This is a genomic window from Rahnella perminowiae (assembly GCF_019049695.1).
Lineage (GTDB): Bacteria > Pseudomonadota > Gammaproteobacteria > Enterobacterales > Enterobacteriaceae > Rahnella > Rahnella perminowiae.
Genome location: NZ_JAFMOT010000188.1, coordinates 17,728 through 38,775, shown reverse-complemented (window position 1 = coordinate 38,775; position 21,048 = coordinate 17,728). Strand labels below are relative to the sequence as shown.

The 21,048-nt window shown below is 50.6% G+C and carries 28 protein-coding genes; 14 read left to right on the top strand and 14 right to left on the bottom strand.

Annotation, left to right across the window (positions count from 1 at the left end; translation table 11 throughout):
* Positions 1-18: 18 nt before the first annotated feature.
* The 4 genes from fliI to fliF are packed head-to-tail and all read right to left on the bottom strand — an operon-like array spanning position 19 to position 4,859.
* Positions 19-1,383, bottom strand: a complete 1,365-nt coding sequence (gene fliI / locus J1781_RS23700) for a flagellar protein export ATPase FliI (RefSeq protein ID WP_047610946.1) — start codon at positions 1,381-1,383, stop codon at positions 19-21.
* Positions 1,383-2,168, bottom strand: a complete 786-nt coding sequence (fliH, locus tag J1781_RS23695) for a flagellar assembly protein FliH (RefSeq protein ID WP_238483259.1) — start codon at positions 2,166-2,168, stop codon at positions 1,383-1,385. Before fliH ends, fliI begins: the two co-directional genes overlap by 1 nt.
* Positions 2,161-3,153, bottom strand: a complete 993-nt coding sequence (gene fliG, locus J1781_RS23690) for a flagellar motor switch protein FliG (protein ID WP_217219967.1) — start codon at positions 3,151-3,153, stop codon at positions 2,161-2,163. Before fliG ends, fliH begins: the two co-directional genes overlap by 8 nt.
* The gene (gene fliF / locus J1781_RS23685; protein ID WP_129951497.1) at positions 3,150-4,859 is read right to left on the bottom strand and encodes a flagellar basal-body MS-ring/collar protein FliF; all 1,710 of its coding nucleotides are present in this window, start codon (positions 4,857-4,859) and stop codon (positions 3,150-3,152) included. The genes fliG and fliF overlap by 4 nt, the downstream gene beginning before the upstream one ends.
* Before the next feature lie 282 nt (positions 4,860-5,141).
* Between fliF and fliE the strand changes: the two genes are divergently transcribed.
* The 3 genes from fliE (at position 5,142) to J1781_RS23670 (ending at position 6,873) form a co-directional block, all read left to right on the top strand.
* Positions 5,142-5,456 carry a flagellar hook-basal body complex protein FliE gene (gene fliE, locus J1781_RS23680; protein ID WP_013575795.1) on the top strand — a complete coding sequence of 105 codons (315 nt, stop codon included), beginning with the start codon at positions 5,142-5,144 and terminating at the stop codon, positions 5,454-5,456.
* Between the two features lie 122 nt (positions 5,457-5,578).
* On the top strand, positions 5,579-6,484 hold the full coding sequence (locus J1781_RS23675) for a bestrophin family protein (protein ID WP_217234287.1): 906 nt from the start codon (positions 5,579-5,581) through the stop codon (positions 6,482-6,484).
* A 149-nt stretch (positions 6,485-6,633) separates the two neighbouring features.
* On the top strand, positions 6,634-6,873 hold the full coding sequence (locus J1781_RS23670; protein WP_129951495.1) for a hypothetical protein: 240 nt from the start codon (positions 6,634-6,636) through the stop codon (positions 6,871-6,873).
* Between the two features lie 81 nt (positions 6,874-6,954).
* Here the strand turns inward: J1781_RS23670 and J1781_RS23665 are convergent, their stop codons facing one another.
* Complete coding sequence (locus J1781_RS23665) at positions 6,955-7,419, bottom strand: GNAT family N-acetyltransferase (RefSeq protein ID WP_217234286.1); 465 nt, start codon at positions 7,417-7,419, stop codon at positions 6,955-6,957.
* 330 nt (positions 7,420-7,749) lie between these two features.
* On the opposite strand from J1781_RS23665, the gene J1781_RS23660 reads away from it, so the two are divergent.
* On the top strand, positions 7,750-7,923 hold the full coding sequence (locus J1781_RS23660) for a hypothetical protein (protein WP_165383685.1): 174 nt from the start codon (positions 7,750-7,752) through the stop codon (positions 7,921-7,923).
* Between the two features lie 67 nt (positions 7,924-7,990).
* Here the strand turns inward: J1781_RS23660 and J1781_RS23655 are convergent, their stop codons facing one another.
* A complete protein-coding gene (locus tag J1781_RS23655) occupies positions 7,991-8,191 on the bottom strand; it encodes a DUF7736 domain-containing protein (protein WP_129951493.1) in 201 nt (66 codons plus the stop codon).
* A 158-nt stretch (positions 8,192-8,349) separates the two neighbouring features.
* Here J1781_RS23655 and J1781_RS23650 point away from each other — a divergent pair, with 158 nt between their 5' ends.
* The gene (locus J1781_RS23650) at positions 8,350-8,619 is read left to right on the top strand and encodes a hypothetical protein (protein WP_129951492.1); all 270 of its coding nucleotides are present in this window, start codon (positions 8,350-8,352) and stop codon (positions 8,617-8,619) included.
* Between the two features lie 67 nt (positions 8,620-8,686).
* Here J1781_RS23650 and J1781_RS23645 read toward each other — a convergent pair whose 3' ends face one another.
* Both J1781_RS23645 and J1781_RS23640 read right to left on the bottom strand, forming a co-directional pair.
* The gene (locus J1781_RS23645) at positions 8,687-8,962 is read right to left on the bottom strand and encodes a hypothetical protein (RefSeq protein WP_013575787.1); all 276 of its coding nucleotides are present in this window, start codon (positions 8,960-8,962) and stop codon (positions 8,687-8,689) included.
* 238 nt (positions 8,963-9,200) lie between these two features.
* Positions 9,201-9,638 (bottom strand): DUF4186 domain-containing protein, encoded by a 438-nt coding sequence (locus J1781_RS23640; protein WP_238483610.1) that lies wholly within the window; start codon positions 9,636-9,638, stop codon positions 9,201-9,203.
* Positions 9,639-9,760: 122 nt separating this feature from the next.
* On the opposite strand from J1781_RS23640, the gene J1781_RS23635 reads away from it, so the two are divergent.
* Entirely contained in the window at positions 9,761-10,015 is a 255-nt protein-coding gene (locus J1781_RS23635) for a hypothetical protein (RefSeq protein ID WP_217234285.1), read from the top strand.
* An 83-nt stretch (positions 10,016-10,098) separates the two neighbouring features.
* Entirely contained in the window at positions 10,099-10,257 is a 159-nt protein-coding gene (locus J1781_RS23630; protein WP_015690040.1) for a YqaE/Pmp3 family membrane protein, read from the top strand.
* A 76-nt stretch (positions 10,258-10,333) separates the two neighbouring features.
* On the opposite strand, the gene J1781_RS23625 is transcribed toward J1781_RS23630, so the two are convergent.
* From J1781_RS23625 to fliD, 5 genes are all read right to left on the bottom strand, one after another.
* A complete protein-coding gene (locus J1781_RS23625) occupies positions 10,334-10,510 on the bottom strand; it encodes a GhoT/OrtT family toxin (protein ID WP_013575783.1) in 177 nt (58 codons plus the stop codon).
* 118 nt (positions 10,511-10,628) lie between these two features.
* Positions 10,629-11,330, bottom strand: a complete 702-nt coding sequence (locus J1781_RS23620) for a helix-turn-helix transcriptional regulator (RefSeq protein WP_331252991.1) — start codon at positions 11,328-11,330, stop codon at positions 10,629-10,631.
* 365 nt (positions 11,331-11,695) lie between these two features.
* Positions 11,696-12,058, bottom strand: a complete 363-nt coding sequence (fliT, locus tag J1781_RS23615; RefSeq protein ID WP_129951488.1) for a flagella biosynthesis regulatory protein FliT — start codon at positions 12,056-12,058, stop codon at positions 11,696-11,698.
* A complete protein-coding gene (gene fliS / locus J1781_RS23610) occupies positions 12,033-12,470 on the bottom strand; it encodes a flagellar export chaperone FliS (RefSeq protein ID WP_015697542.1) in 438 nt (145 codons plus the stop codon). Before fliS ends, fliT begins: the two co-directional genes overlap by 26 nt.
* Before the next feature lie 9 nt (positions 12,471-12,479).
* Positions 12,480-13,901, bottom strand: a complete 1,422-nt coding sequence (gene fliD / locus J1781_RS23605; RefSeq protein ID WP_217234284.1) for a flagellar filament capping protein FliD — start codon at positions 13,899-13,901, stop codon at positions 12,480-12,482.
* Between the two features lie 287 nt (positions 13,902-14,188).
* Between fliD and J1781_RS23600 the strand changes: the two genes are divergently transcribed.
* The 7 genes from J1781_RS23600 to tcyN all read left to right on the top strand — a co-directional run bounded on the left by J1781_RS23600 (position 14,189) and on the right by tcyN (position 20,462).
* Positions 14,189-15,154 (top strand): flagellin N-terminal helical domain-containing protein, encoded by a 966-nt coding sequence (locus J1781_RS23600; protein ID WP_217234283.1) that lies wholly within the window; start codon positions 14,189-14,191, stop codon positions 15,152-15,154.
* Between the two features lie 307 nt (positions 15,155-15,461).
* Positions 15,462-16,184, top strand: a complete 723-nt coding sequence (locus tag J1781_RS23595; RefSeq protein ID WP_129951483.1) for an RNA polymerase sigma factor FliA — start codon at positions 15,462-15,464, stop codon at positions 16,182-16,184.
* 54 nt (positions 16,185-16,238) lie between these two features.
* Positions 16,239-16,745, top strand: a complete 507-nt coding sequence (fliZ, locus tag J1781_RS23590; protein ID WP_129951482.1) for a flagella biosynthesis regulatory protein FliZ — start codon at positions 16,239-16,241, stop codon at positions 16,743-16,745.
* Positions 16,746-16,932: 187 nt separating this feature from the next.
* The gene (locus J1781_RS23585; protein ID WP_129951481.1) at positions 16,933-17,943 is read left to right on the top strand and encodes a D-cysteine desulfhydrase; all 1,011 of its coding nucleotides are present in this window, start codon (positions 16,933-16,935) and stop codon (positions 17,941-17,943) included.
* A gap of 135 nt (positions 17,944-18,078) precedes the next feature.
* Positions 18,079-18,879: a cystine ABC transporter substrate-binding protein gene (tcyJ, locus tag J1781_RS23580; RefSeq protein ID WP_129951480.1), complete on the top strand. Its 801-nt coding sequence runs from the start codon at positions 18,079-18,081 to the stop codon at positions 18,877-18,879.
* A 165-nt stretch (positions 18,880-19,044) separates the two neighbouring features.
* Positions 19,045-19,713, top strand: coding sequence for a cystine ABC transporter permease (gene tcyL / locus J1781_RS23575; protein WP_129951479.1), 669 nt, complete (start codon positions 19,045-19,047; stop codon positions 19,711-19,713).
* Positions 19,710-20,462, top strand: a complete 753-nt coding sequence (gene tcyN / locus J1781_RS23570) for an L-cystine ABC transporter ATP-binding protein TcyN (RefSeq protein ID WP_129951478.1) — start codon at positions 19,710-19,712, stop codon at positions 20,460-20,462. The genes tcyL and tcyN overlap by 4 nt, the downstream gene beginning before the upstream one ends.
* A 290-nt stretch (positions 20,463-20,752) precedes the next feature.
* On the opposite strand, the gene J1781_RS23565 is transcribed toward tcyN, so the two are convergent.
* The gene (locus J1781_RS23565) at positions 20,753-21,037 is read right to left on the bottom strand and encodes a hypothetical protein (RefSeq protein ID WP_129951477.1); all 285 of its coding nucleotides are present in this window, start codon (positions 21,035-21,037) and stop codon (positions 20,753-20,755) included.
* Positions 21,038-21,048: the final 11 nt, after the last annotated feature.

Sequence of the window (21,048 nt, the reverse complement as noted above, 5' to 3'; positions counted from 1 at the left end):
GCCTCTGCTTATCTAGGTTTAGCCCGGGAGCAACATGTTCAGTTCCAGACAGGCGTCTTCATATGTGCTGCGTTCCATGATGTCCTGCTGCAGAAAGTTTTCCATCTGCGGATACAGCTTGATAGCGCGATCGAGCATCGGATCGCTGCCTGCGGCATAGGCGCCGACGCTGACCAGGTCACGGTTACGCTGATAACTGGATAACAATTGTTTGAAATTACGTACGCGCCCGTACTGCGCGTCATCGATAAGTGAGGTCATCGCACGGCTGATCGACGCTTCAATATCAATGGCCGGATAATGGCCGGATTCCGCTAAACGGCGCGACAACACCACATGGCCGTCAAGAATGGCGCGGGCGGAATCGGCAATCGGATCCTGCTGGTCATCCCCCTCGGTCAGCACGGTATAGAACGCGGTAATCGAGCCGCCGCCGCTGATACCGTTACCCGCACGTTCAACCAGCGCAGGCAGTTTTGCAAATACGGAAGGCGGATAGCCTTTGGTAGCCGGGGGCTCACCTATCGCCAGGGCGATTTCACGCTGCGCCATGGCATAGCGGGTCAGGGAATCCATGATCAGCAATACGTGCTGGCCGCGGTCACGGAAATCTTCAGCGATACGCGTGGCGTAAGCGGCACCCTGCATACGCAAAAGGGGAGACACGTCAGCCGGTGCCGCGATAACCACGGAACGGGCGCGTCCTTCATCGCCCAAAATATTCTCGATAAAATCTTTAACTTCACGGCCACGCTCACCAATCAGCCCGACCACAATGACGTCTGCTTTGGTGTAACGCGCCATCATGCCGAGCAGGACAGATTTACCCACACCGGAACCGGCGAAAAGCCCCATACGCTGGCCGCGACCGACGGTCAGCAGGGCGTTAATGGCACGAACGCCGACATCCAGTACATCCGTTATCGGCGTACGTTGCAGCGGGTTGAACGGTGGCGTGATAAGAGCGGCGCGATAGCCGGTGTCCGGCGGCGGTAAACTATCGAGCGGTTTGGCGCTGCCATCCAGCACGCGGCCGAGCAACTGCGGGCCGAGCGGCAGTTGTTTGCCTGCGGTCTGACCATCGGCGGCAATACGGGCATACACACGCGCACCCGGTAAAATGCCTTCCACTTCTTCCAGCGGCATCAGGAACAGGCTCTGACCGTTGAAACCGACCACTTCACTTTCCACTTCCTGCACGACCGGCCCGTCATGGCGTTCAATCAGACAGGTTGCACCCAGAGGCAGTTGCAATCCGGTGGCTTCCAGCACCAGACCTGTTGCCCGGGTCAGGCGACCATAGCGACGGACTGACGGCGTGCGGGCCATACGTTTTTCCGCGTCATCCAGCGTTTTCAGCAAACGGCTCAGGCGGGCGGTCATCAGAGATCTCCCGGCGCAGCGAGACGGCACAGCTCATGCCAGCGGGTGGCCAGCGAAGCGTCCATGTCGCCATCTTCGGCACTGACTTTACACCCCCCGCTGTGGATCTGGCTGTCGGCCAGCAGTCGCCAGCCGTTCATACTGAGGCTGGCACCAAGTTGTAATTCCACACGTTCGAAGTCTGCCGGGTTAACGCGCAGTTGCGGTTTGCCCTTGAACATCGGTTCCTGCTGGATCAATTGCTGAATCTGATTAAGCAGGGCAGAACCGTCACATATGGGTGCCTGACCAATAATCTGTTTGGCGGCAGTCAGCGCCATCTGCATCAGACGGGAAGCAATAACACTGTCGAGTGCATCCAGCGTTTGCTGGAAGTCAGAAACCATGTGCTGCCAGTGCTCAGTCAGCACCGCCTGCTGTTGCTGACCTTCCTGTAACGCCTGTTGCAGTCCGGCTTCCTGACCTTGCTGGAAACCCGCGGCGTAACCTTGTTTCTGTCCGGCATCAAGGCCCTGCTGGAAACCCTGCTGTTCAGCGCGACGCTGAAGATTCAGCAATTCGTTCTGGTCTACCTGAACTTTGGGTTGTCCGTTGTCTTGTTCTTCTTCGCCATCGGCCAGTAAAGGCTCATCGGGCGTGGTAAAGACCGGCATTCTGAGATCGCCCGGCTTCCACCGTTGCCAGGGCAGGGCGTTGATACGCTCTGCATGACGTTCTTCTGCAGTTTTCGTTTCCGTTGCCGGCTTTTCAGATTCCGGAGAATCAGTATGAGGAGAATCAGACATAAGAATCCTCGCCGCCGCCAACCATCATTTCGCCGGACTCTGCCAGGCGGCGAACCGTCTGCAGAATCGCTTTTTGTTCGTTCTCGACCAGAGACATACGCATCGGTCCACGGTTTGCCAGGTCGTCGCGCAGGATATCTGCTGCACGTTGCGACATGTTGCGCAGGAATTTGTCGCGCAATGGCTGTTCCGCCCCTTTCAGTGCCACCAGTAACGATTCGCCTTCGACTTCCTGCAACAGGCGCTGAATACTGCGGTCGTCCACATCCACGAGGTTTTCGAACAGGAACATCTCGTCGATAATTTTCTGCGCCAGCTCGCCGTCGTAACCACGAACGGCTTCGATAACCGCTTCTTCCTGCTGAGTTTTCATCAGGTTGATAATTTCTGCCGCAGTACGAACACCACCCATCTTCGAACGTTTGAGGTTCTGACCATCAAGCAGGTTGTTCAGTACTTCCGTCAGTTCAGCCAGCGCCGCTGGCTGGACGCCGCCGAAGGTCGCGATACGCAGCATCACGTCGTTGCGCAGACGTTCGTCGAACAGCGCCAGAATATCGGCAGCCTGGCCACGTTTGAGGTGCACAAGGATGGTGGCGATAATCTGCGGATGTTCGTCGCGGATAAGGTCGGCCGCCATCAGCGGTTCCATGAAGTTCAGTGTTTCCATGCCGCTGGTGGTTTCGCGCGACTCCAGAATGTCTTCCAGCAGACTCGAGGCGCGCTCTTCGCCCAGCGCTTTGGTCAGCACCGAACGCAGGTATTCGCTGGTATTGACACTCAGTGCGGCGTACTGCTCGGATTCGTCTTCGAACTCATTCAGCACTTCTGCCAGCTGTTTGTTAGAAATCTGATGAATATTCGCCATCGCGCCGCTGATTTGCTGCACTTCGCGAGGGGAGAGGTGTTTGAATACCTCCACCGCGCGGTCTTCACCCAGCGTGATCATCAAAACGGCGCTTTTTTCGGTTCCGGTCATAGTCATGGTTGTTCGGTACTCATCCATTGGCGGATAACCAGGGCGACGATACGTGGATCTTTATCGGCCAGCTCCTGAACACGTTGGGTCTGTACTTCGACACTGACACGCTGTTGTGAACGTTTACGTTTCTCCAGCTCGTCATTGCTGAGTTTGACCGGTTTGCTGCCTTCAGGCTGCGGCATAGAGGCTGCGAGTGCAGCGGCAGCGGCGGCTTCTTTGTCTGCCTGCTGTTTGCGCAACATCGGACGAACCATCTTGCGCCACAGCAGCCAGGCCACAATCAGCACCAGTAACCAGCGACCTGCATTGAGTAACTGATCAAAGAACGCCTGTTGTTTCCAGAACGGCAGATCACCGGAATCATCGGTTGTCTGATTGAACGGCGTATTCACCACGTTCAGCGTATCGCCACGTTCCTGGGAGAAGCCCATCGCTTCGCGGACCAGATCATCAATTTTCTTCAACTGGTCGTCGGTCAGCGGCTTCGCTTTGCCATCCGGCCCGACCTGATAGTTAACCACTACCGCCGCAGACAGACGCTGAACGGCACCGGCACTGTGCTGGGTATGTGTGATGGTGCGGTCGACTTCATAGTTGGTCGTTTCATCACGACGACGGTTAGACGGCACGTTGGCATTGGCACTTGCCGCTGCATTCTGTGCCGTGCTGCCGGTCTGATTCTGCGTACCATTGGCATTGTTCGCCGCCGGTGGGTTAGTCACCGGGGCTGTGGCTGACGGAGCTGGCTGGTTGCTCAATGCGCCTGGCACGCCGCCCACAGAGGTACCGCCAATCTGATCGCTGGTGCTTAACTGGCGTGAACGCACCGCCGCTTTATCCGGAGAACCATTTGGCTGATAATTTTCATCTGTCTGCTCACGGCTGGCGTAATCAATCTGCGCGGTGATTTGCGCATGCACGTTACCGTTGCCGACCACAGGTTGCAGAATGGATTCGATACGACGTTGCAGACGGCCTTCCACTTCATTGGCGTATTTCAGCTGAGAAGCGTTCAGGTCACGACCGTTGTTATCAGACTGTGTCAGCAGATGGCCGCTCTGATCCACCACGGTAACGTTCGCAGGCGGTAAGCCGGAGACACTGCTCGATACCATATAAACGATGGCGTTGATCTGACCATCATCCAGCGCACGGCCCGGTTGTAAATTCAGGGTCACGGAAGCTGAAGGATTTTTTTGTTCGCGGACAAACAACGATGGCTTAGGAATAGCCAAATGGACACGGGCGCTGCTGACCGGGCCCAGCGTTTCGATTGTGCGTGAGAGTTCACCTTCCAGTGCGCGCTGATAGTTGATCTGCTCGCTGAACTGGCTGATGCCGAATTTTTCCTGATCCATTAATTCAAAACCGACCGCGCCGCCTTTAGGTAAACCGGCCGCAGCCAGTTTCAGACGCGTTTCATAGACCTTGTCAGCCGGGATCAGCAACGCACCGCCGTTGTCAGAAAACTGATAAGGAATATTCATTTGGGTCAGCTGAGTGACGATGGCACCGCCATCCTGATCACCGAGATTGCTGAAGAGCACCTTATAAGTAGGCTGTTTGGCCCACAGCATCATGACAACAACAATAGCCACGGCAGCGGCAGCTGCGATGGCGATAGGAACTTTTGGGTTGGCGCGCAGGCGATTAAGCAACGCAGTAAAACCGCTTGGAGGGGTTTCTGCGCCGGCTATTGCGGAACTCATACAAGATCCCTATTTAGCTGTTGAATGGTGATGTTCATGTTGTCTCTTAACAAAACAGACTCCCAAGTGCGCAATCGTTAAAGCGTGACATTTTTCAGCCCTCCGTACAGGCAGGCCTATTTTCTAGGTGAGCCATTATTTGCCGCTTAGTGCAAAGTTAATGGCCCGATAAGCCGTGGTTTTTAGGTTCAATTACCGCGTTTAGGAAAAAACTGATGTGATAGGGTGTCATTCCATGAAAGAAGCCATTTGTTCATCGACAGCCCGATAAACGGAGAAAACATGTCAATTCAAGGCATTGAGAGCGTTTTACAGCAGATGCAGGCCACGGCAATCCAGGCCGGTGCCGCACCAAAGACGGATACCGCATCAGAAGCCGGTTTTGCCAGCGAATTAAAAGCGGCATTAGGTAAGATCAGCGAGACCCAGAACAATGCAAAACTGGAATCTGAAAAGCTGGAGATGGGCGTTCCCGGCGTCAGCCTGAACGACGTGATGGTCGACCTGCAGAAATCCTCGATTTCTTTACAGCTGGGTGTCCAGGTGAGAAATAAGCTGGTAGCGGCGTATCAGGACGTGATGAACATGTCGGTGTAATTGAATAAGGCCGATTACAGAAAAAATGTTGCGGATGTCACAAAATTGTCCTTTGCATGTGCAGAATTATTTGCCAGAATCGCCAAAAAAATCGCTTCACCTGCATAAAGCATCTGCAAAAAATGATAATCCGTCCTCCCCGCCACTGGTTCTGGCGTTTATTCGCCTGGCATGGCTCTGTTCTGCCCAGCATTCTGTTCCGTCTGAGCCTCAACTTACTGATGTCTCTTGCCGCCATTCTGATCCTTCCCTGGTACGAGACCCTGGGTGTGAAACTGACGCTCGCGCCTTTCAGTCTGCTCGGCGTCTCTATCGCGATTTTCCTCGGCTTTCGTAACAGTGTCGCGTATTCACGCTACATTGAGGCTCGGCAATTATGGGGCGGCCTGCTGATTGCCTGCCGGACGTTGCAAAGTCAGGTCATGGCGGTGTGTCCGCAAGAGGCGCAGCGCGTGACCACGTTATTATTGGCTTTCTGTTACAGCCTCAAACATCAGTTGCGTCACAGCGATCCTCATGCGGATCTCGGGCGACTGATGGGGGAAGATGCGGAAGATATTCTATCGCGCCGTGCGCCGACCAATATGATTCAGCTGCGCTTGTCACAATGGCTGGCTGAGCAACGCCGCAGCGGTGATCTGTCGGATATTGTCTACACCCATATGGATTCCACGCTCCTGCAGCTTTCCCAGGTGGTCGGTGGATGTGAACGTATTGTCAGCATGCCGATCCCGTTTGCTTATGGCCTGTTGCTGCACCGGACGGTATATCTGTTCTGTAGTTTGTTGCCGTTTGCGCTGGTGGTGGATCTGCACTACATGACATTGCTGGTGTCAGGCTTTATTTCCTATAGTTTTCTGTCACTTGATACACTGGCGGAAGAACTGGAAATGCCTTTTGGTCTTGCCAATAACCATCTGCCGCTGGATGCCATGTGTACCAACATTGAGATTAACTTGCTTGAAATGAACAACCAGTCGCAGTTGCCGGACACGTCGGTGCCGGATTTACGCTTCCGTCTGACATAGATGTGACCGGCGACACGAATTGAGTGATTTCTGTGCGCTGTAGTGGCAATAATCTGAATATTCACGAGACTGTCATAATATCGAAACAAAAGTGAAATAAGCTGCGGGGGCTAACACAATCTTTTCCGTTCCGATATCACGAGGTTGTTATGTCAGTTATTCAGGCCAAATCATTGCACGAAGCTGAAGATCTGCTTAATTCCGGCATGGTGAAAAAAGTCGAGCTGGCTTTTAATATCAACAGTGATGAGTTTTTCAAACTTGCACTGGAGTGCGGTGACCGTGGTGCGAAAATCACCAAGGGTAAAAATTTTTTCATCATCACACTTAAAAAATGGGTTATTCCGCCTAACAATCAGGCAGCAACAAAAAGCAACGCTCTGATGTAAACGCTTTTTGCACCTCCATAACCCTGTCAGCGGACAGCGTTATGGAGGTATATATTATTATCGCTGCGGTTTTCCCCCGTGTTATCTCACCGGTTTCATCATATAAACACTCAGTGGATCCGGGCACAGGGCATAGTCACCAAACGCCTCTGTCCGGCAATACCCCAGTTTTTCATACAATGTGATGGCTTTTTCCTGAAACACACCCGTTTCAAGGAACAGTTCATAGTGCCCCAACATTTTCAGTTTCTTTTCGATTGCTGCAATCAGTAATGAGGCAATACCCTGACCGCGAAACAGCGGGTTCACATACACCCGCTTCATTTCTGCGAGACCGTGTTTTGTGATAAACAGACAGGCGCAACCGGCCCAGTCATCATCAACTCTCGCCATAAAACACATGATTTCACCGTCATCAAGCTCAGTGATGTTAATTCCCTGAAATGATTCCGGCGGGTAGAGCGGGTATTGATAAGCATCAAGCTCAGCAATCAGTCGTGTCAGATGCGGATGTGCCGCATCGGTTTCAAAAATCTGGGCACTCACACGCGGGCTCTCGATATAACAAAATGGATTCATATTCTTAACTTAAATTACCCCGAAAACAAGGCTCTGGCAGGGAGAACTGTGGCGGGAAAAGTCTGGATATGTAAGAAGAGTGTAAAATTTAATTATATTGCTGAGCCGTCTGTCAGAGTTATCTGATTTTAAGTGTCTCTGCTTCATTTTATACATGATCTCTATTTCTTTTATGCAACATTCATCCAAAGTGATTAATGTATAAAATGAAATAACCTGCTGTGATTAATACTGTGCGTATGATCTCGCCGGGGGAAAGGACGTATATTATAAGAGGTTGATAGAAAGGATAAAATTATGGCTGTCTATCCTGTTGGCGTTTATGTCACGCTTACTTTTACACCAGGTTTGTTTGAAGTTATCACTGTTCTGGATGAGGTTAAACCCGTGCAATACCAGGTCATTAACGTGGAAACGGGTAATGTGATCAGGGTGAATGAACACTTTATTCGCGGTATCGTGAAACCTTAGTGATCAGTAGCTTAAATGACAATCCACTCATGAGGCCGGGCAACGTTGTTTGCCCGGCCTTTCTTTTTTACTCCGGCATCAGGCGGTTAAAATCTTCTTCGTACAAACTGCGGCACTCTGCCATAAACTCCGGGTATCCCAGTTCTGAGGTCTGAACTTCCCGGTCAAGCCGCTTCTCCAAATCCTGGTGAAACCACTCAAATTCGCCATGCAGGATGCCGGTAAATCCGGTCAGTATGATGCATTGTTGTGGCGTCAATTTTTGCACGGGGGATCCTTATCATTTGCGGGCTACATCATTCATCTGTGCCAGCTTTTGCGCGATATAAATGTTGAAAGAGAGAAGTGCTTCACGCCGCTATCCTGCAGGACGCGGCAACATATTCTATCCTCTAATGAATCCCACTGGAAAACAAGGAGTCACATATGGATCAGGATCTGTTCGAACAGGCACCTTTGCCACTGCTTACGCGGTTTGAGGTCGGTGACAGGATCAAATTGCTCACGTTTCCGGTAGGCGTACATCCGGCCAGCTATCAGCTGGATGTTGCGATCACCAGTATTCATGATGGTGAATTTGAGGGTGAGATAGTGCGTATTGCCCCTCTCGGTCGCCTGGGGCATCATGAAGCACATTTTAGGGTAGGAGGGCATGTTGCATTTTTTGCCCGAAACATTCAGGGAGTGGCGGCCTGAGACGCAGCCGGAGTCTGAAAACAAAACCCCGCGTCAAAGGCGGGGTTTATGGCTATCAAAAACAAGATTACATCAGGGGTTTCACGTGCTTGGTGAGCGCCTGGGTGGTTAATTCGTCGGCTTTAATCTTCGAACAGTTGCCACAATAGCCCACGAGATACCAGTTCCCGTCTGCACCCTTTTCCGGATTAACTTTGTAGCGTTCGTTACGTTTACCATAAAACTCGCGTTCTGCGTTCTGTGCTGCGTCTTCCCAAAAGCACAACGAAAACTGATGTTGTTTATCAACATGCCGTTGTCCGTTGCGGCTTCCGCCAACCAGTAAATAATGATACTCAGACATGCATCCTCCTTTTCCCAATACGGGCAATTATCCTGACAACAAGTATAAAACTCATTTCACCTGGAAAAGCTCATCCGAAAGACTGCAAAAGAAAGACTTCAAAGGGCGTGCTGAAGGCAACCCGTCGCACAATTCTTATTCCTTTAAAATTATAGAGTAGGATTGCGGTTAAGTTTGTAAATGCAGAAAAAATGTGATGATTATCACCTTTTATTTTTTAACGAGTGTGATGCGCCTCTTACAACAAATTCAGTTGTTGTGCCTTATCCGGGTTAGCTGACGTTTTTTTGCCAGCCTTTTGCGCCTTAGCCACCGGAGCAGGGCGCTGCATTTCCTGATGAAGCCAGTGCATAATGACCGTTACGACATACTCCTGTTGCGCGATTGTCATGTCAGTATGAGCGGGTATGGAATGCCACTTTTCCAGACAGCCGCGACAGCAGGTGGCCGTCGCATGCTGGGCAATAAACACCGGGTGACCGCGCATCGGCGTTTGTTTACCGTCATGTTCCGGCTCCGCCGGAGCAAGACGCTTAGCCATAAAATCCGCCGCATGCCGGCTGACCGTTTCCGGCCCTTTATCCTGACAATACCGGTACTCTTTTACGCCGAGATGGAAACGCTGACGAAAAGGTGAAGCGGACAGGCGCTTAAATACTTGATCGATGGAAAACATAATCGGGAGATCCGGGTAAATTCTATGCGCAGAAATAGCGGCGTTAAACACATCATCTGTCGCCATCAGCGGTTGTCAGACCATGTTAGTTTGGCCTGACTATACCCCCACCGGGATCTGCAATGGCAGAAAAACATGTTATAGATTTGGTCATGTCGGTCAATAAGCACGCTGAAGAAACTGCCATGCAACAAATGATGCTGCGAAACTTTATTATCGTGATGTGCCGCAGTATGACAGCAGAACAAAAGAATCAGGTGAGATGGCAAATGCGCCAGATCCATCAGGTGTCGGATGCAGAACGTCGCAACGGCGATAGCGAAATGCTGGCAAAAACGCGGCAGGAGGTGGAAATCATGCTGGCGCTGATCAATTAGGTTTCATCTGATGCCCGTTTCATTTTTCATGCGCTACCATTCTTTATGATAAACAAAGCAATGATAAACAAAGGGAGAATAAGATGGGATTCTGGAGAGTATTGATCACAATTCTTGTGCCGCCATTGGGTGTGCTGATTGGCAACGGTTTCGGTGGTGCATTTCTGCTGAACATCATTCTGACACTTTGTGGTTACCTGCCGGGTTTGATCCACGGATTTTGGGTGCAGACCCGCAAATAACCCTTGCAATGCTGTTATCAGAACCCGGTCTGCAGGCCGGGTTCTTTACACTAACGTGTCTGTAGCGAAGACGGGTTCAGAACAGAGAAAAGAGAAGGACGACCGGCAGGCTCATCGGCCAGGTAAACCCGATAATACCGGAAGTTAACAGCCTTATTTTTATCGTGTCGCGGCTCACCAGCAAAGTGAATAATACTGCAATGCCCAGTCCGCCCCAGTAAATCGTTTTAATCACTTCCCACCAAACGTGCACAACCAGCCCCTGAACATAAAGAAAATAACGGCGTGTATGATATTCCGTTAACATCTGGTAATCAAATATTGTGTGATGTTACTCAAAGTTTTGGGTTGTGTCGGTTTGGCGCGAGTTGTTATATATCGTCGGTTGTGAGAAGTGCAGGAGTCGAAAGGGGGCGTAAATGACCCCGGATCGCGGTTGGCGCGAACCCGAAACGCTTGCGGAAACGCTCGGCAAAACGCGAGCCACTTTCATAGCCTACCTGATGGGCAATATGTGAAATTGCCAGATCCGTGCATTGCAGCAGACGCAGCGCGTGAGTCATGCGTACATCGATCATCAGGTTTCGCAGTACACAATTTTCACCCGCCAGACGTCTGCGCAGCATCACTTCATTCATCATCAGCTTTTCTGCCACTTCGGCGGCAGTAAATGACTTATGCAGATTATTGACTAATAATTCACGTACGTTATCTGTCACGCTTTCACTGTGCTGCATGGAATAACGTACACCCAGTTGCGACAACCAGAGTAACTGTTCGAGCATGCGGTGACGGGTTATCGGTGCGGGCAGTCCGTGATGCCAGAGTATGGCTGAGTGAGTGTCGGTAAAACTTTGTTTGAAAGCGCCGGGGATGTGCGGAATAACTTGCAGGGTATCAACAGCAATAAGTGGCGGGCTAAAGCCGGTCGCATGAAGGCCCGCATCACTGAGTAATTGATGATCCCATGCCATGATTGCGCAGCTGAAAGGGCCATTTCCGGATAAATGGTGAGTCATGCTCAGCATTTGCCCGCTGTTAAGCACCAGCATTTCGCCCGTCTGCAATGTCACTTGCTGGCTCTGGTTCGTAATGGAGAGGCTTCCGTTCTGAATGAGAACCAGTTGTGGCTTATTAATATAAACATCATGAATAAAAAGTTCACTATGCTGAATAAGCAGAGAAATGGTTCCTATCCCTGGAGTCACTTTTATTTTACGAACCATGATGATGATGCCCGAAAATGACGACGGCAACCTGTGGTTTGCTGCCTGATAAAAAATTCCCGCTTTGCGAATACAAACAGGCTGCCGGTTGATGCATATAAATTATGGGACAAGGCAGAGAGAACCAGCCCTGGCAGCCAGGCGCTCTCTGCCTCTGAAAGCTTATTTTTGCACAAGAAATATTGGAATAAAAAACAAACAAAAAATAATTATTATTGGTGATCGCCAAAGGCAATCGAACGGAGGTCAATCTTTCCGTAAGTCGTATTCACTTGTTGTTGTCGGGACGACTGACCAATCAGCTCGGTGAGTTTATTCATCCGGGCCTGTAATAATGTTTTAATCGTAGTTTCATTATCCAGAATAATGCGCAAATAGCGGCGGACATCATTCTGAATCATTATCGATGTCTGTTCTGACATCGGCAATCTGGTAGTAGCTTCTACTGCTTTCACGTAACTGACTTCGAGCTCAACCAGCTCATCCCATTTTTCCTCTCTCGCCAGCCGCAACATCTGCTCGCTTAAAGACAGGATCAGTTGATATTCATTAACCAGATACTGATGTTGATCCATTATATTGGTCCTGCGACGGGTGGTAGTTTGGGCCGATTTGCCGCCAGGCATCGGCGATATTTTCAAGCAGGGTCAGCACCTCAGCGATGGCCTCTTGATCGTTGTGTAAATTTGCATGCAATAAACGGCGGACCATATAGGAATAAAGTGCTTCGAGGTTATCCACTAATTCAGGATCACCTTTTTCGCGACTTAAACCGGCTATCAGTCCGTTATCTATGATGTTGATGGCTTTTGATAAAGCATTCCCTTTACCGGGAATATCGCCTTGTTGCATAAAAATGCCTGCCCGGATAAGGGCGCTTCGCGCCCCGTCAAATAGCATGACTACCAACTGGTGCGGCGATGCGCTCATCACCGCACTTTCGAGCCCAATTTGGGCATAGGCTTTTGCTCCTGAATTTTGGTACATACACATTCCTTATGAAGAAGAGCCCGACGATGCAAATTGCTGTGTCAGGTAATTACCTGTACTGGTCAGTTTATTGACGAGTACTGATAAATTTGTAAACTGAGTTTTATACAGCGCAAGGTTATTGTTAATACTGGTTGTTGTCGATGTAATGCTATTTGCGATATTTTTCAGCGATTTATTAATACCGTCTTCAGCATTTTGAATGGAGCCGTTTGTCGTATCGAGCATTTTCGTCAGCATGGCAGTGGCCTGAGTACCAAAGCCGGTTGTTTTACCGTCGCCCTGGAAAAAACTCACTACGCTGTCAGGCTTGGTGGTCAGCGCCGTATTGAGTTTGGTGCTATCTACCTGCAACTTACCGTTGATATCCTGGGTAATACCGAGGTTGGCCAGGGTGGCGTAATCAGAATTGGATTGAACTGAAGACAACTGGCTGCGTACCTGTGTGGCAATTGTGCGAACAGTACCATTGCCAAACAATGCGCCATTGCCGGAATCTTGCGAGTCAGCCCCTTTAGCTACGGACGTATAAGCTGTCTGGTTGGCAATGGTCGTTTGCAAGGAGTTGTAAGTATCGACGTAATTCTGAATAGCGGCCGTCATTGCCGTAGTATCTTTTGTCACGCTCAATGTCTCTGGCGTGGTACTCGCTGAGACAGATTTTAGGTTTATGGTCAGTCCTTCCAGCGCATCTGTGACGGTATTGCTGCTGCGGGTGATTTCGAGATCGTTAACGGTAAACTTGGCATCCTGAGCTTTAGTCGATACGGTCATACCATTTGTGGAAGATGTCGCGTCATACCCGATCAACTGATTCAACGTATCATCACCAGTGACGCTGACTGTCATTGCATTCGCTGTACCCGTATCGTTCGCAGTCAATGCCAGATGGTAACTATTATCGTTTGCTTTGATGATGCTGGCGGTAACCCCACTTTGTTTAGCATTAATCGCGTCGCGAATACCGGTAAGCGTGGTCTGATCTTCAGTCAATGTCACTGTTAACGGTGTTTTATCTGCTTGCGCGATAGTAATTGTCCGGCTCGCCGTTCCTGCAGTACCCACATTGGTTGTGGCGCTACTGACTGATCCCGTGAGCAAAGATTGTGCCTGAGCCAATTGTGTCACTTTTACATTATATGAACCTGCAGGTGCCGTTGTGCCACTGGCTAAGGTCGCAGTGAAAGCGGTGTTTGTGCTGCTGATAGCAGTACCGGCAATGGTCCCGGCTGACTGTAATGCGGTGGTTGCCGTTTTCAGCTTATCAAGCGCCGTTTGCAAAATACCAAAGGAGGTTAATTTGGCTTTGTAGGAGGTTTGCTGAGTAGTGAATGGAGTCAGACGAGCATTTTCTGACGCGGTCAATGAATCCATCAAACTGGTGAGATCAAGACTGGTCCCTGCACCGAGTGAACTTACGCTAGCCATTTTATATTCCTTAAATAGAAGGGTGTTACTCGTGTTATCGGCAAAGATGACACAAAGTTTATACCGGGCATCTAAATTTCTATGGCAAGAATAGCTGGCTGTATGAGGGGTAATTTGCGGGTTTAGTTTGCCCTATATAAGAAAGAAAAAACGGGGGAACGTTTTTTTTCGTTTTTTTTAAATTCTGGCTAAAGGTTCCTGTGTAAGCGCCGATACAAGTTTGGACGGTGATAAAGCCGTAGGCCGAAAGCCTAAACCTAATTAACAGACTTTAAGGAAATCATACTATGGCGGTAATCAACACTAACAGCTTGTCCCTGATGACTCAGAACAACCTGAACAAATCTCAAGCATCCCTGGGCACCGCCATTGAGCGTCTGTCTTCTGGTCTGCGTATCAACAGCGCAAAAGATGATGCAGCGGGTCAGGCGATTGCCAACCGTTTCACGTCTAACATCAATGGCCTGACTGTTGCTTCCCGTAACGCCAACGACGGTATCTCTCTGTCACAGACTGCTGAAGGCGCGCTGGGCGAAATCAACAACAACTTGCAACGTATTCGTGATCTGACCGTTCAGGCACAGAACAGCTCTAACTCCGCATCAGACATCGACTCCATCCAGTCTGAAGTTAACCAACGTATGCAGGAAGTTGACCGCGTTACAAGACAAACCGATTTTAACGGTATTAAAGTTCTCGATAACACTGCAGCAACAGCAAATACCTACGACTTCCAGGTTGGCTCTAAAGATGGCGAAAAAATCGGCATCGATATCAACTCAGCAGCGGGCTGGAACCTGGCTGCTGCCGTGGCTGATGGCACCACCAGTGCCGCTGGCGCCACTTTGAATAAATACGCGATGACTGCCACAGATACAGTTAACGGTGTTGCTCGCAAGGTTGACTCAATTGGTTTCGACGTTTTGAAGGGTAAAATTGATGAAACCGGTGCTGTAGTTGTTCCAACAGCTCCGGCTAAATCAACCCCATTGGCAGATATCGATGCTGCGCTGAAAGCGGTGGATACTCAACGTTCTTCTCTGGGTGCTTCTCAGAACCGTTTTGAATCGACTATCAGCAACCTGAGCAACACGGTTAACAACCTGACCTCTGCACGTAGCCGTATTCAGGATGCAGACTACTCTACCGAAGTGTCCAACATGAGCCGTGCACAGATCCTGCAGCAGGCGGGTACTTCAGTATTGGCGAAAGCTAACCAGGTTCCTCAGTCTGTATTGTCCCTGCTGCAATAATTGTCTTAGTCGACAAATTACGCAGTTCGGTTATAAACAGAACAAACCCCGCTACGGCGGGGTTTTTTTTAACCAAAATTTACCATTCTTAAGGATTAATGCTACGCATTCACTGGTATAATTTAGGATAATCTTTAGGTTATGATCTTTTTTTAATCGATCGTTGACGCGTTACCGGCAGACGTCTGCAAACAGAATGTGCGAGACATAATCAAAATAACCGTGCTTTTCAGGCCTTATTCAGCCGATTGAACAGCGGTTATCACTGGCACAATCATACTGACCCTCAATTTGCCAGGTTACGACAGTGAGCGATCTGTATACCGCCGACGGCGTGATAGACAAAAATTCTTTGTGGCAGCGCTATGTTCCGCTCGTGCGCCATGAAGCCCTGCGTTTGCAGGTGCGGCTTCCCGCCAGCGTAGAGCTTGATGATCTACTGCAAGCGGGGGGGATCGGCCTGTTAAATGCGGTTGAGCGTTTTGATGCGATGCAGGGGACGGCATTTACCACGTATGCCGTTCAGCGTATTCGTGGTGCCATGCTTGATGAGTTGCGTAGCCGCGACTGGGTGCCGCGCAGCGTCAGACGTAATGCGCGCGAAGTGTCTCAGGCGATGCATAGCGCAGAACAAAAATTAGGGCGACCGCCGAGTGAAGGAGAGGTGGCGCAGGTGCTGGATATTCCCATCGAGGAGTACCGGCAGATATTAATGGATACGAACAGTAGCCAGTTGTTTTCTTATGACGAATGGCGCGAAGAGCACGGCGATACTGCCGAGGCATTGATGGAAGGGCACGAAGAGGCCAACCCGTTACATCATCTGTTGGAGGGCAATTTACGCCACCGGGTGATGGAAGCTATCGATGCGTTACCAGAACGGGAAAAGATGGTACTTACGCTTTACTACCAGGAAGAGTTGAATTTAAAAGAGATCGGGGCGGTGCTGGACGTCGGGGAATCCCGGGTAAGCCAGCTCCACAGTCAGGCGATTAAGCGTTTGCGAACCCGTCTGGCTAACGACCACTGATCCGCTTTTTCCTGGCCGGTTATACATTTTATATCCCTTATCAGGAATAAATTTATGCCAGCGGGAATCAAAACAAGGCCTTTAAGCCGTTATCTTAAAGATTTTAAACACAGTCAGACTCATTGCTCACAGTGTGCAAAAGAACTCGACAGGATGGCACTGGTGTTTCGCGGGCAAATCATCAATAAAGAGGCCATCGCCAAGATGGACCAGCCTATTGATGATGACGTGTGGCACAACCTGTCGCAGGAACTGACCGCGCTGTGTCGTTTTTGCAGTGAGATAAGCTGTAACAGCCATTCGTCATATTTTGACATTATGGCGTTTAAGCAATACCTGTTTGAGCAGACTGAGATGAATCACAGCACGGTGCGCGAGTATGTTGTCCGCCTCCGCCGTCTGGATGAAATCCTCTCTGCAAACAACTATCCTCTGGAGAAACTTTCAGGGGACAGTATCCACCAGCGAATCATCAGTGATTTACCGGTGGCGGGTCATGACAACTACCGTATTGCCCTGCGCAAATACGACCAGTATCTGGCCTGGCAGAAATCCGCGTAATCGGATCTCAGACAGACTGACGCGCAATGCACAAACAGGCTCCTCCGGGAGCCTGTTTTTTTGTCTTGAATCTGTCCGCAGTTTCTATAAATTCTTTATATACTGACTCAATAACCCGTCTCTGAATCTAACCTACTTTAACGATAACAACTTCGTACCGCTCTGTGCCGTGCGTCAGGGGAACACTGTGCCTGCTAAAATTTCTTTGCTTAAAACCCGGCTGGAAGCCTTCGATCGTCTCGATTTACTGTGCAGTGCCACACCACTGGAAAAACTGCATCGTCTTTCTGAATACGTCGGCCGCGATATTTACATCAAACGTGATGACATTACACCGCTGGCGATGGGGGGCAATAAGCTGCGCAAACTGGAATATCTGACCGCGGCTGCGCTGGCAGAAGGTGCCGATACGCTGGTCACTGCCGGTGCCATTCAGTCAAACCATGTACGCCAGACCGCCGCCGTAGCCGCTAAACTGGGCCTGAAATGCGTTGCCTTGCTGGAAAACCCGATCGGCACTACCGAAGCAAATTATCTGACCAACGGCAACCGTCTGCTGCTGGATCTCTTTAACGTGGAAGTGGTGATGTGCGACGCACTGCATGATCCGATGGCGCAACTTGCCGAACAAGCTGAACGCCTGGAGGCACAAGGTTTTCGTCCGTACGTGGTGCCGGTTGGCGGCTCCAATGCTCTCGGCGCACTCGGCTATGTGAAATGTGCGCTGGAAATCGCCGAGCAATCTTCAGCCAGTTTTGTGGATTTCAGTGCCGTGGTGGTGGCATCAGGCAGCGCCGGTACGCACGCCGGTCTGGCGGTTGCGTTGCAACATCTCATGCCGGATACACAGTTGATTGGCGTGACGGTGTCACGTAGCGCCGATGCGCAACGTCCGAAAGTCGAAGCCATTGCCCGGGACGTGACAACACAATTGCAGCTGGGTGAGAAAACGCCGTCAATTATCTTGTGGGACGACTATTTTGCGCCACGCTATGGTGAGCCAAATGAAGGCGGGACCGCCGCCGTGAAACTGCTGGCAGAGCAGGAAGCGATGTTATTGGATCCGGTGTATACCGGCAAAGCGATGGCCGGTTTACTTGAGGGTATTGAGCGCGGATTATTCCCGGAAGAAGGCCCGATTCTGTTCATTCACACCGGCGGCGCACCGGCACTGTTTGCGTATCATCCGCAGGTTTAATACTCTACAATCCGCTTATGCTTTTTTGAGCTAAGATTATAGAATTATATTCCTGATAACTGGCGCAGCGGGTGCTACTGTGCGCAAATTAGTAGGGGATATAGCGTTCTATAACTAACTATAACTGAGGTGAATATGGGTTTTTCTACACTGCGTCGTCGTTTGCTTCTGGGTGCTGTTGCGGTCACGCTGACCGCAGGCATGGTCAGCAATGCATTGGCTGACGAAGGGTTACTGAAGAAAGTTAAAGATCGTGGCACTTTGATCGTCGGGCTGGAAGGGACTTATCCTCCGTTCAGTTTTCAGGGTGAAGACGGCAAACTGACCGGTTTTGAAGTCGAATTTGCGGATGCGCTGGCGCAGCACATGGGTGTGAAAGCGAAACTGCAACCGACCAAATGGGACGGCATGCTGGCTTCGCTGGAATCTAAACGTATCGACGTGGTGATCAATCAGGTGACCATTTCTCCTGAGCGTGAGAAAAAATATGACTTCTCTACGCCGTACACTGTTTCCGGTATTCAGGCGCTGACCAAAAAAGGACAGGAAGGCACCATCACTAAGCCTGAAGATCTGAAAGGCAAAAAAGTCGGTGTAGGTCTGGGCAGTAACTACGAGCAATGGTTACGTCAGAACGTGCAGGGTGTGGATATCCGTACTTATGATGATGACCCGACTAAATATCAGGATCTGCGCGTAGGCCGCATCAACGCTATTCTGGTAGACCGTCTGGCTGCACTGGATCTGGTCAAGAAAACAGGTGACACCTTAGCGGTTGCAGGCGCGCCTTTCTCCCGTCTGGAATCGGGCGTGGCGATCCGCAAAGACAACCCGGAACTGCTGGCCGCGATCAACAAAGCGATTGCTGAAATGCAGAAAGACGGTTCACTCGCGAAGATCTCACAGAAATGGTTCGGCGCGGATGTAACGAAGTAATGCTCGTCATAACTGAACTTGCCTTGGCGTTAGCTGCGCTTGCTCGCCCGAATCACTTACCTGTGTAAGCTCATCGGGACTTGGGCACTTGCTGCCTTGATGCAAGTTCATTTATTTAGAGCATCGGTGAATATCTCAAAGATCCAGAAAATCTAAAGGTCTTAGATGCAAGAAAGTATTCAACTGGTGCTGGATTCAGCACCATTTTTATTGAAAGGGACACTGTTTACGCTTCAGCTCAGTCTGGGCGGGATGGTGTTCGGTCTTATTCTGGGCTTCGTGCTGGCGCTGATGCGCCTTTCGCATTTCTGGCCACTGTCATGGTTGTCGCGTTTTTACGTCTCCGTTTTCCGTGGTACGCCGCTGATCGCCCAGCTGTTTATGATTTACTACGGTCTGCCCCAGTTTGGCATTGAGCTGGATCCTATCCCGGCGGCGATGATTGGCCTCTCTCTCAATACGGCGGCGTATACCTCTGAAACCCTGCGTGCGGCGATTTCGTCTATCGAAAAAGGGCAGTGGGAAGCGGCAGCCAGTATCGGCATGAATCCGTGGCAAACCCTGCGCCGCGTGATTTTGCCGCAGGCCGCCCGTACCGCGCTGCCTCCTCTGGGCAACAGTTTCATCGGGCTGGTGAAAGATACCTCGCTGGCTGCGACTATTCAGGTGCCGGAACTGTTCCGGCAGGCACAACTGGTTACCTCACGCACACTGGAAGTGTTCACCATGTATCTGGCGGCATCGGTCATTTATTGGGTGCTGGCGACCGTTTTATCCTTCCTGCAAAACCGTCTGGAAGACCGCGTTAACCGTCAGGATCAGGAGCCTTCATGAGTACTATTGACGTAAAGCAACTGACTAAAAAATTCCACGGACAAACGGTGTTACACGGTATTGATTTGCAGGTGAATGCCGGGGAAGTCGTGGCGATCATTGGCCCCAGCGGCTCGGGTAAAACCACCTTATTACGCAGCATTAACCTGCTGGAAGAGCCGGACGGCGGCACCATCAAAGTCGGTAATATCGAAATTGATGCCAGTAAGCCTGTCAGTAAACAGAAGAATAACGTCCGTGAACTGCGCAAGCAGGTAGGGTTTGTTTTCCAGAACTTCAATCTGTTCCCGCACCGTTCAGTGCTGGAAAACATCATTGAAGGGCCGGTGATAGTGAAGGGCGAGCCGAAAGAAAAAGCCATCGCCACGGCACGTCAGCTACTGGAAAAAGTCGGGTTAAGTGGCAAAGAAAATGCCTATCCGCGCCGCCTCTCCGGTGGTCAGCAGCAACGCGTTGCCATTGCCCGCGCACTGGCAATGAGCCCTGAAGTAATTTTGTTTGATGAACCTACCTCCGCCCTTGACCCGGAGCTGGTGGGGGAAGTTCTCAACACCATCCGTGCACTGGCTCTCGAGCGTCGCACTATGGTGATAGTGACCCACGAAATGAGTTTTGCCCGTGACGTAGCAGACCGCGCTATTTTTATGGATCAGGGAAAAATAGTGGAACAGGGGCCCGCGAAGGAACTGTTCTCAAATCCGCAACATGCGAGAACGAAACAGTTTCTGGAGAAGTTTCTGGCACACTGAGGTCAAAACCGTGGGTTGCCACCCACACGGGCCTCAAGGGGCGCCTGTCGCCGCACCCCTTGAGAATCCCGGGCTCTTTAACTGCGCGCTTCGCTGGAGGCTATGTTTCAGCGAGCGAGGTGATAGCCGCAAAATCCCGCCGCTGCGCGGTGCCCTGCACTCGGGTTACAACCCGCGCAAAAAGAATCGCGGTTTTTCACCTCTCGTTACGGCGTGATTTTGGAACCGGCCTCCGGCTTTTAGTTCGCAACCTCACTGATTTTAATATGAAAGGCCAAATGGTTTTGAATTTAAGATCGTGCGGGCGATTCAGAAATCTTGCTGAACGGAGCGGCCTGAAGACCAAAGGCTTCAGGACCGAGAGAAGGCACCGCATAGCGGCAAGATTTCCAGCCTGTCACAGTGGTTGCTGAAACATAGCCTGCGTGCGGATCACTTGTTTGAAAAAGCGAGGGGAGTTCAGAGGGGAAAAGCTTTTTCCCCTCTGGTCGGTTTCGGCGCGAAAGGCCGCGTGATAACCGTTCTTGAGAAACCGAAATTGTCTCGATCCATTCCTCACTGCAACTGAAATCCAAAAAGTTTCCTC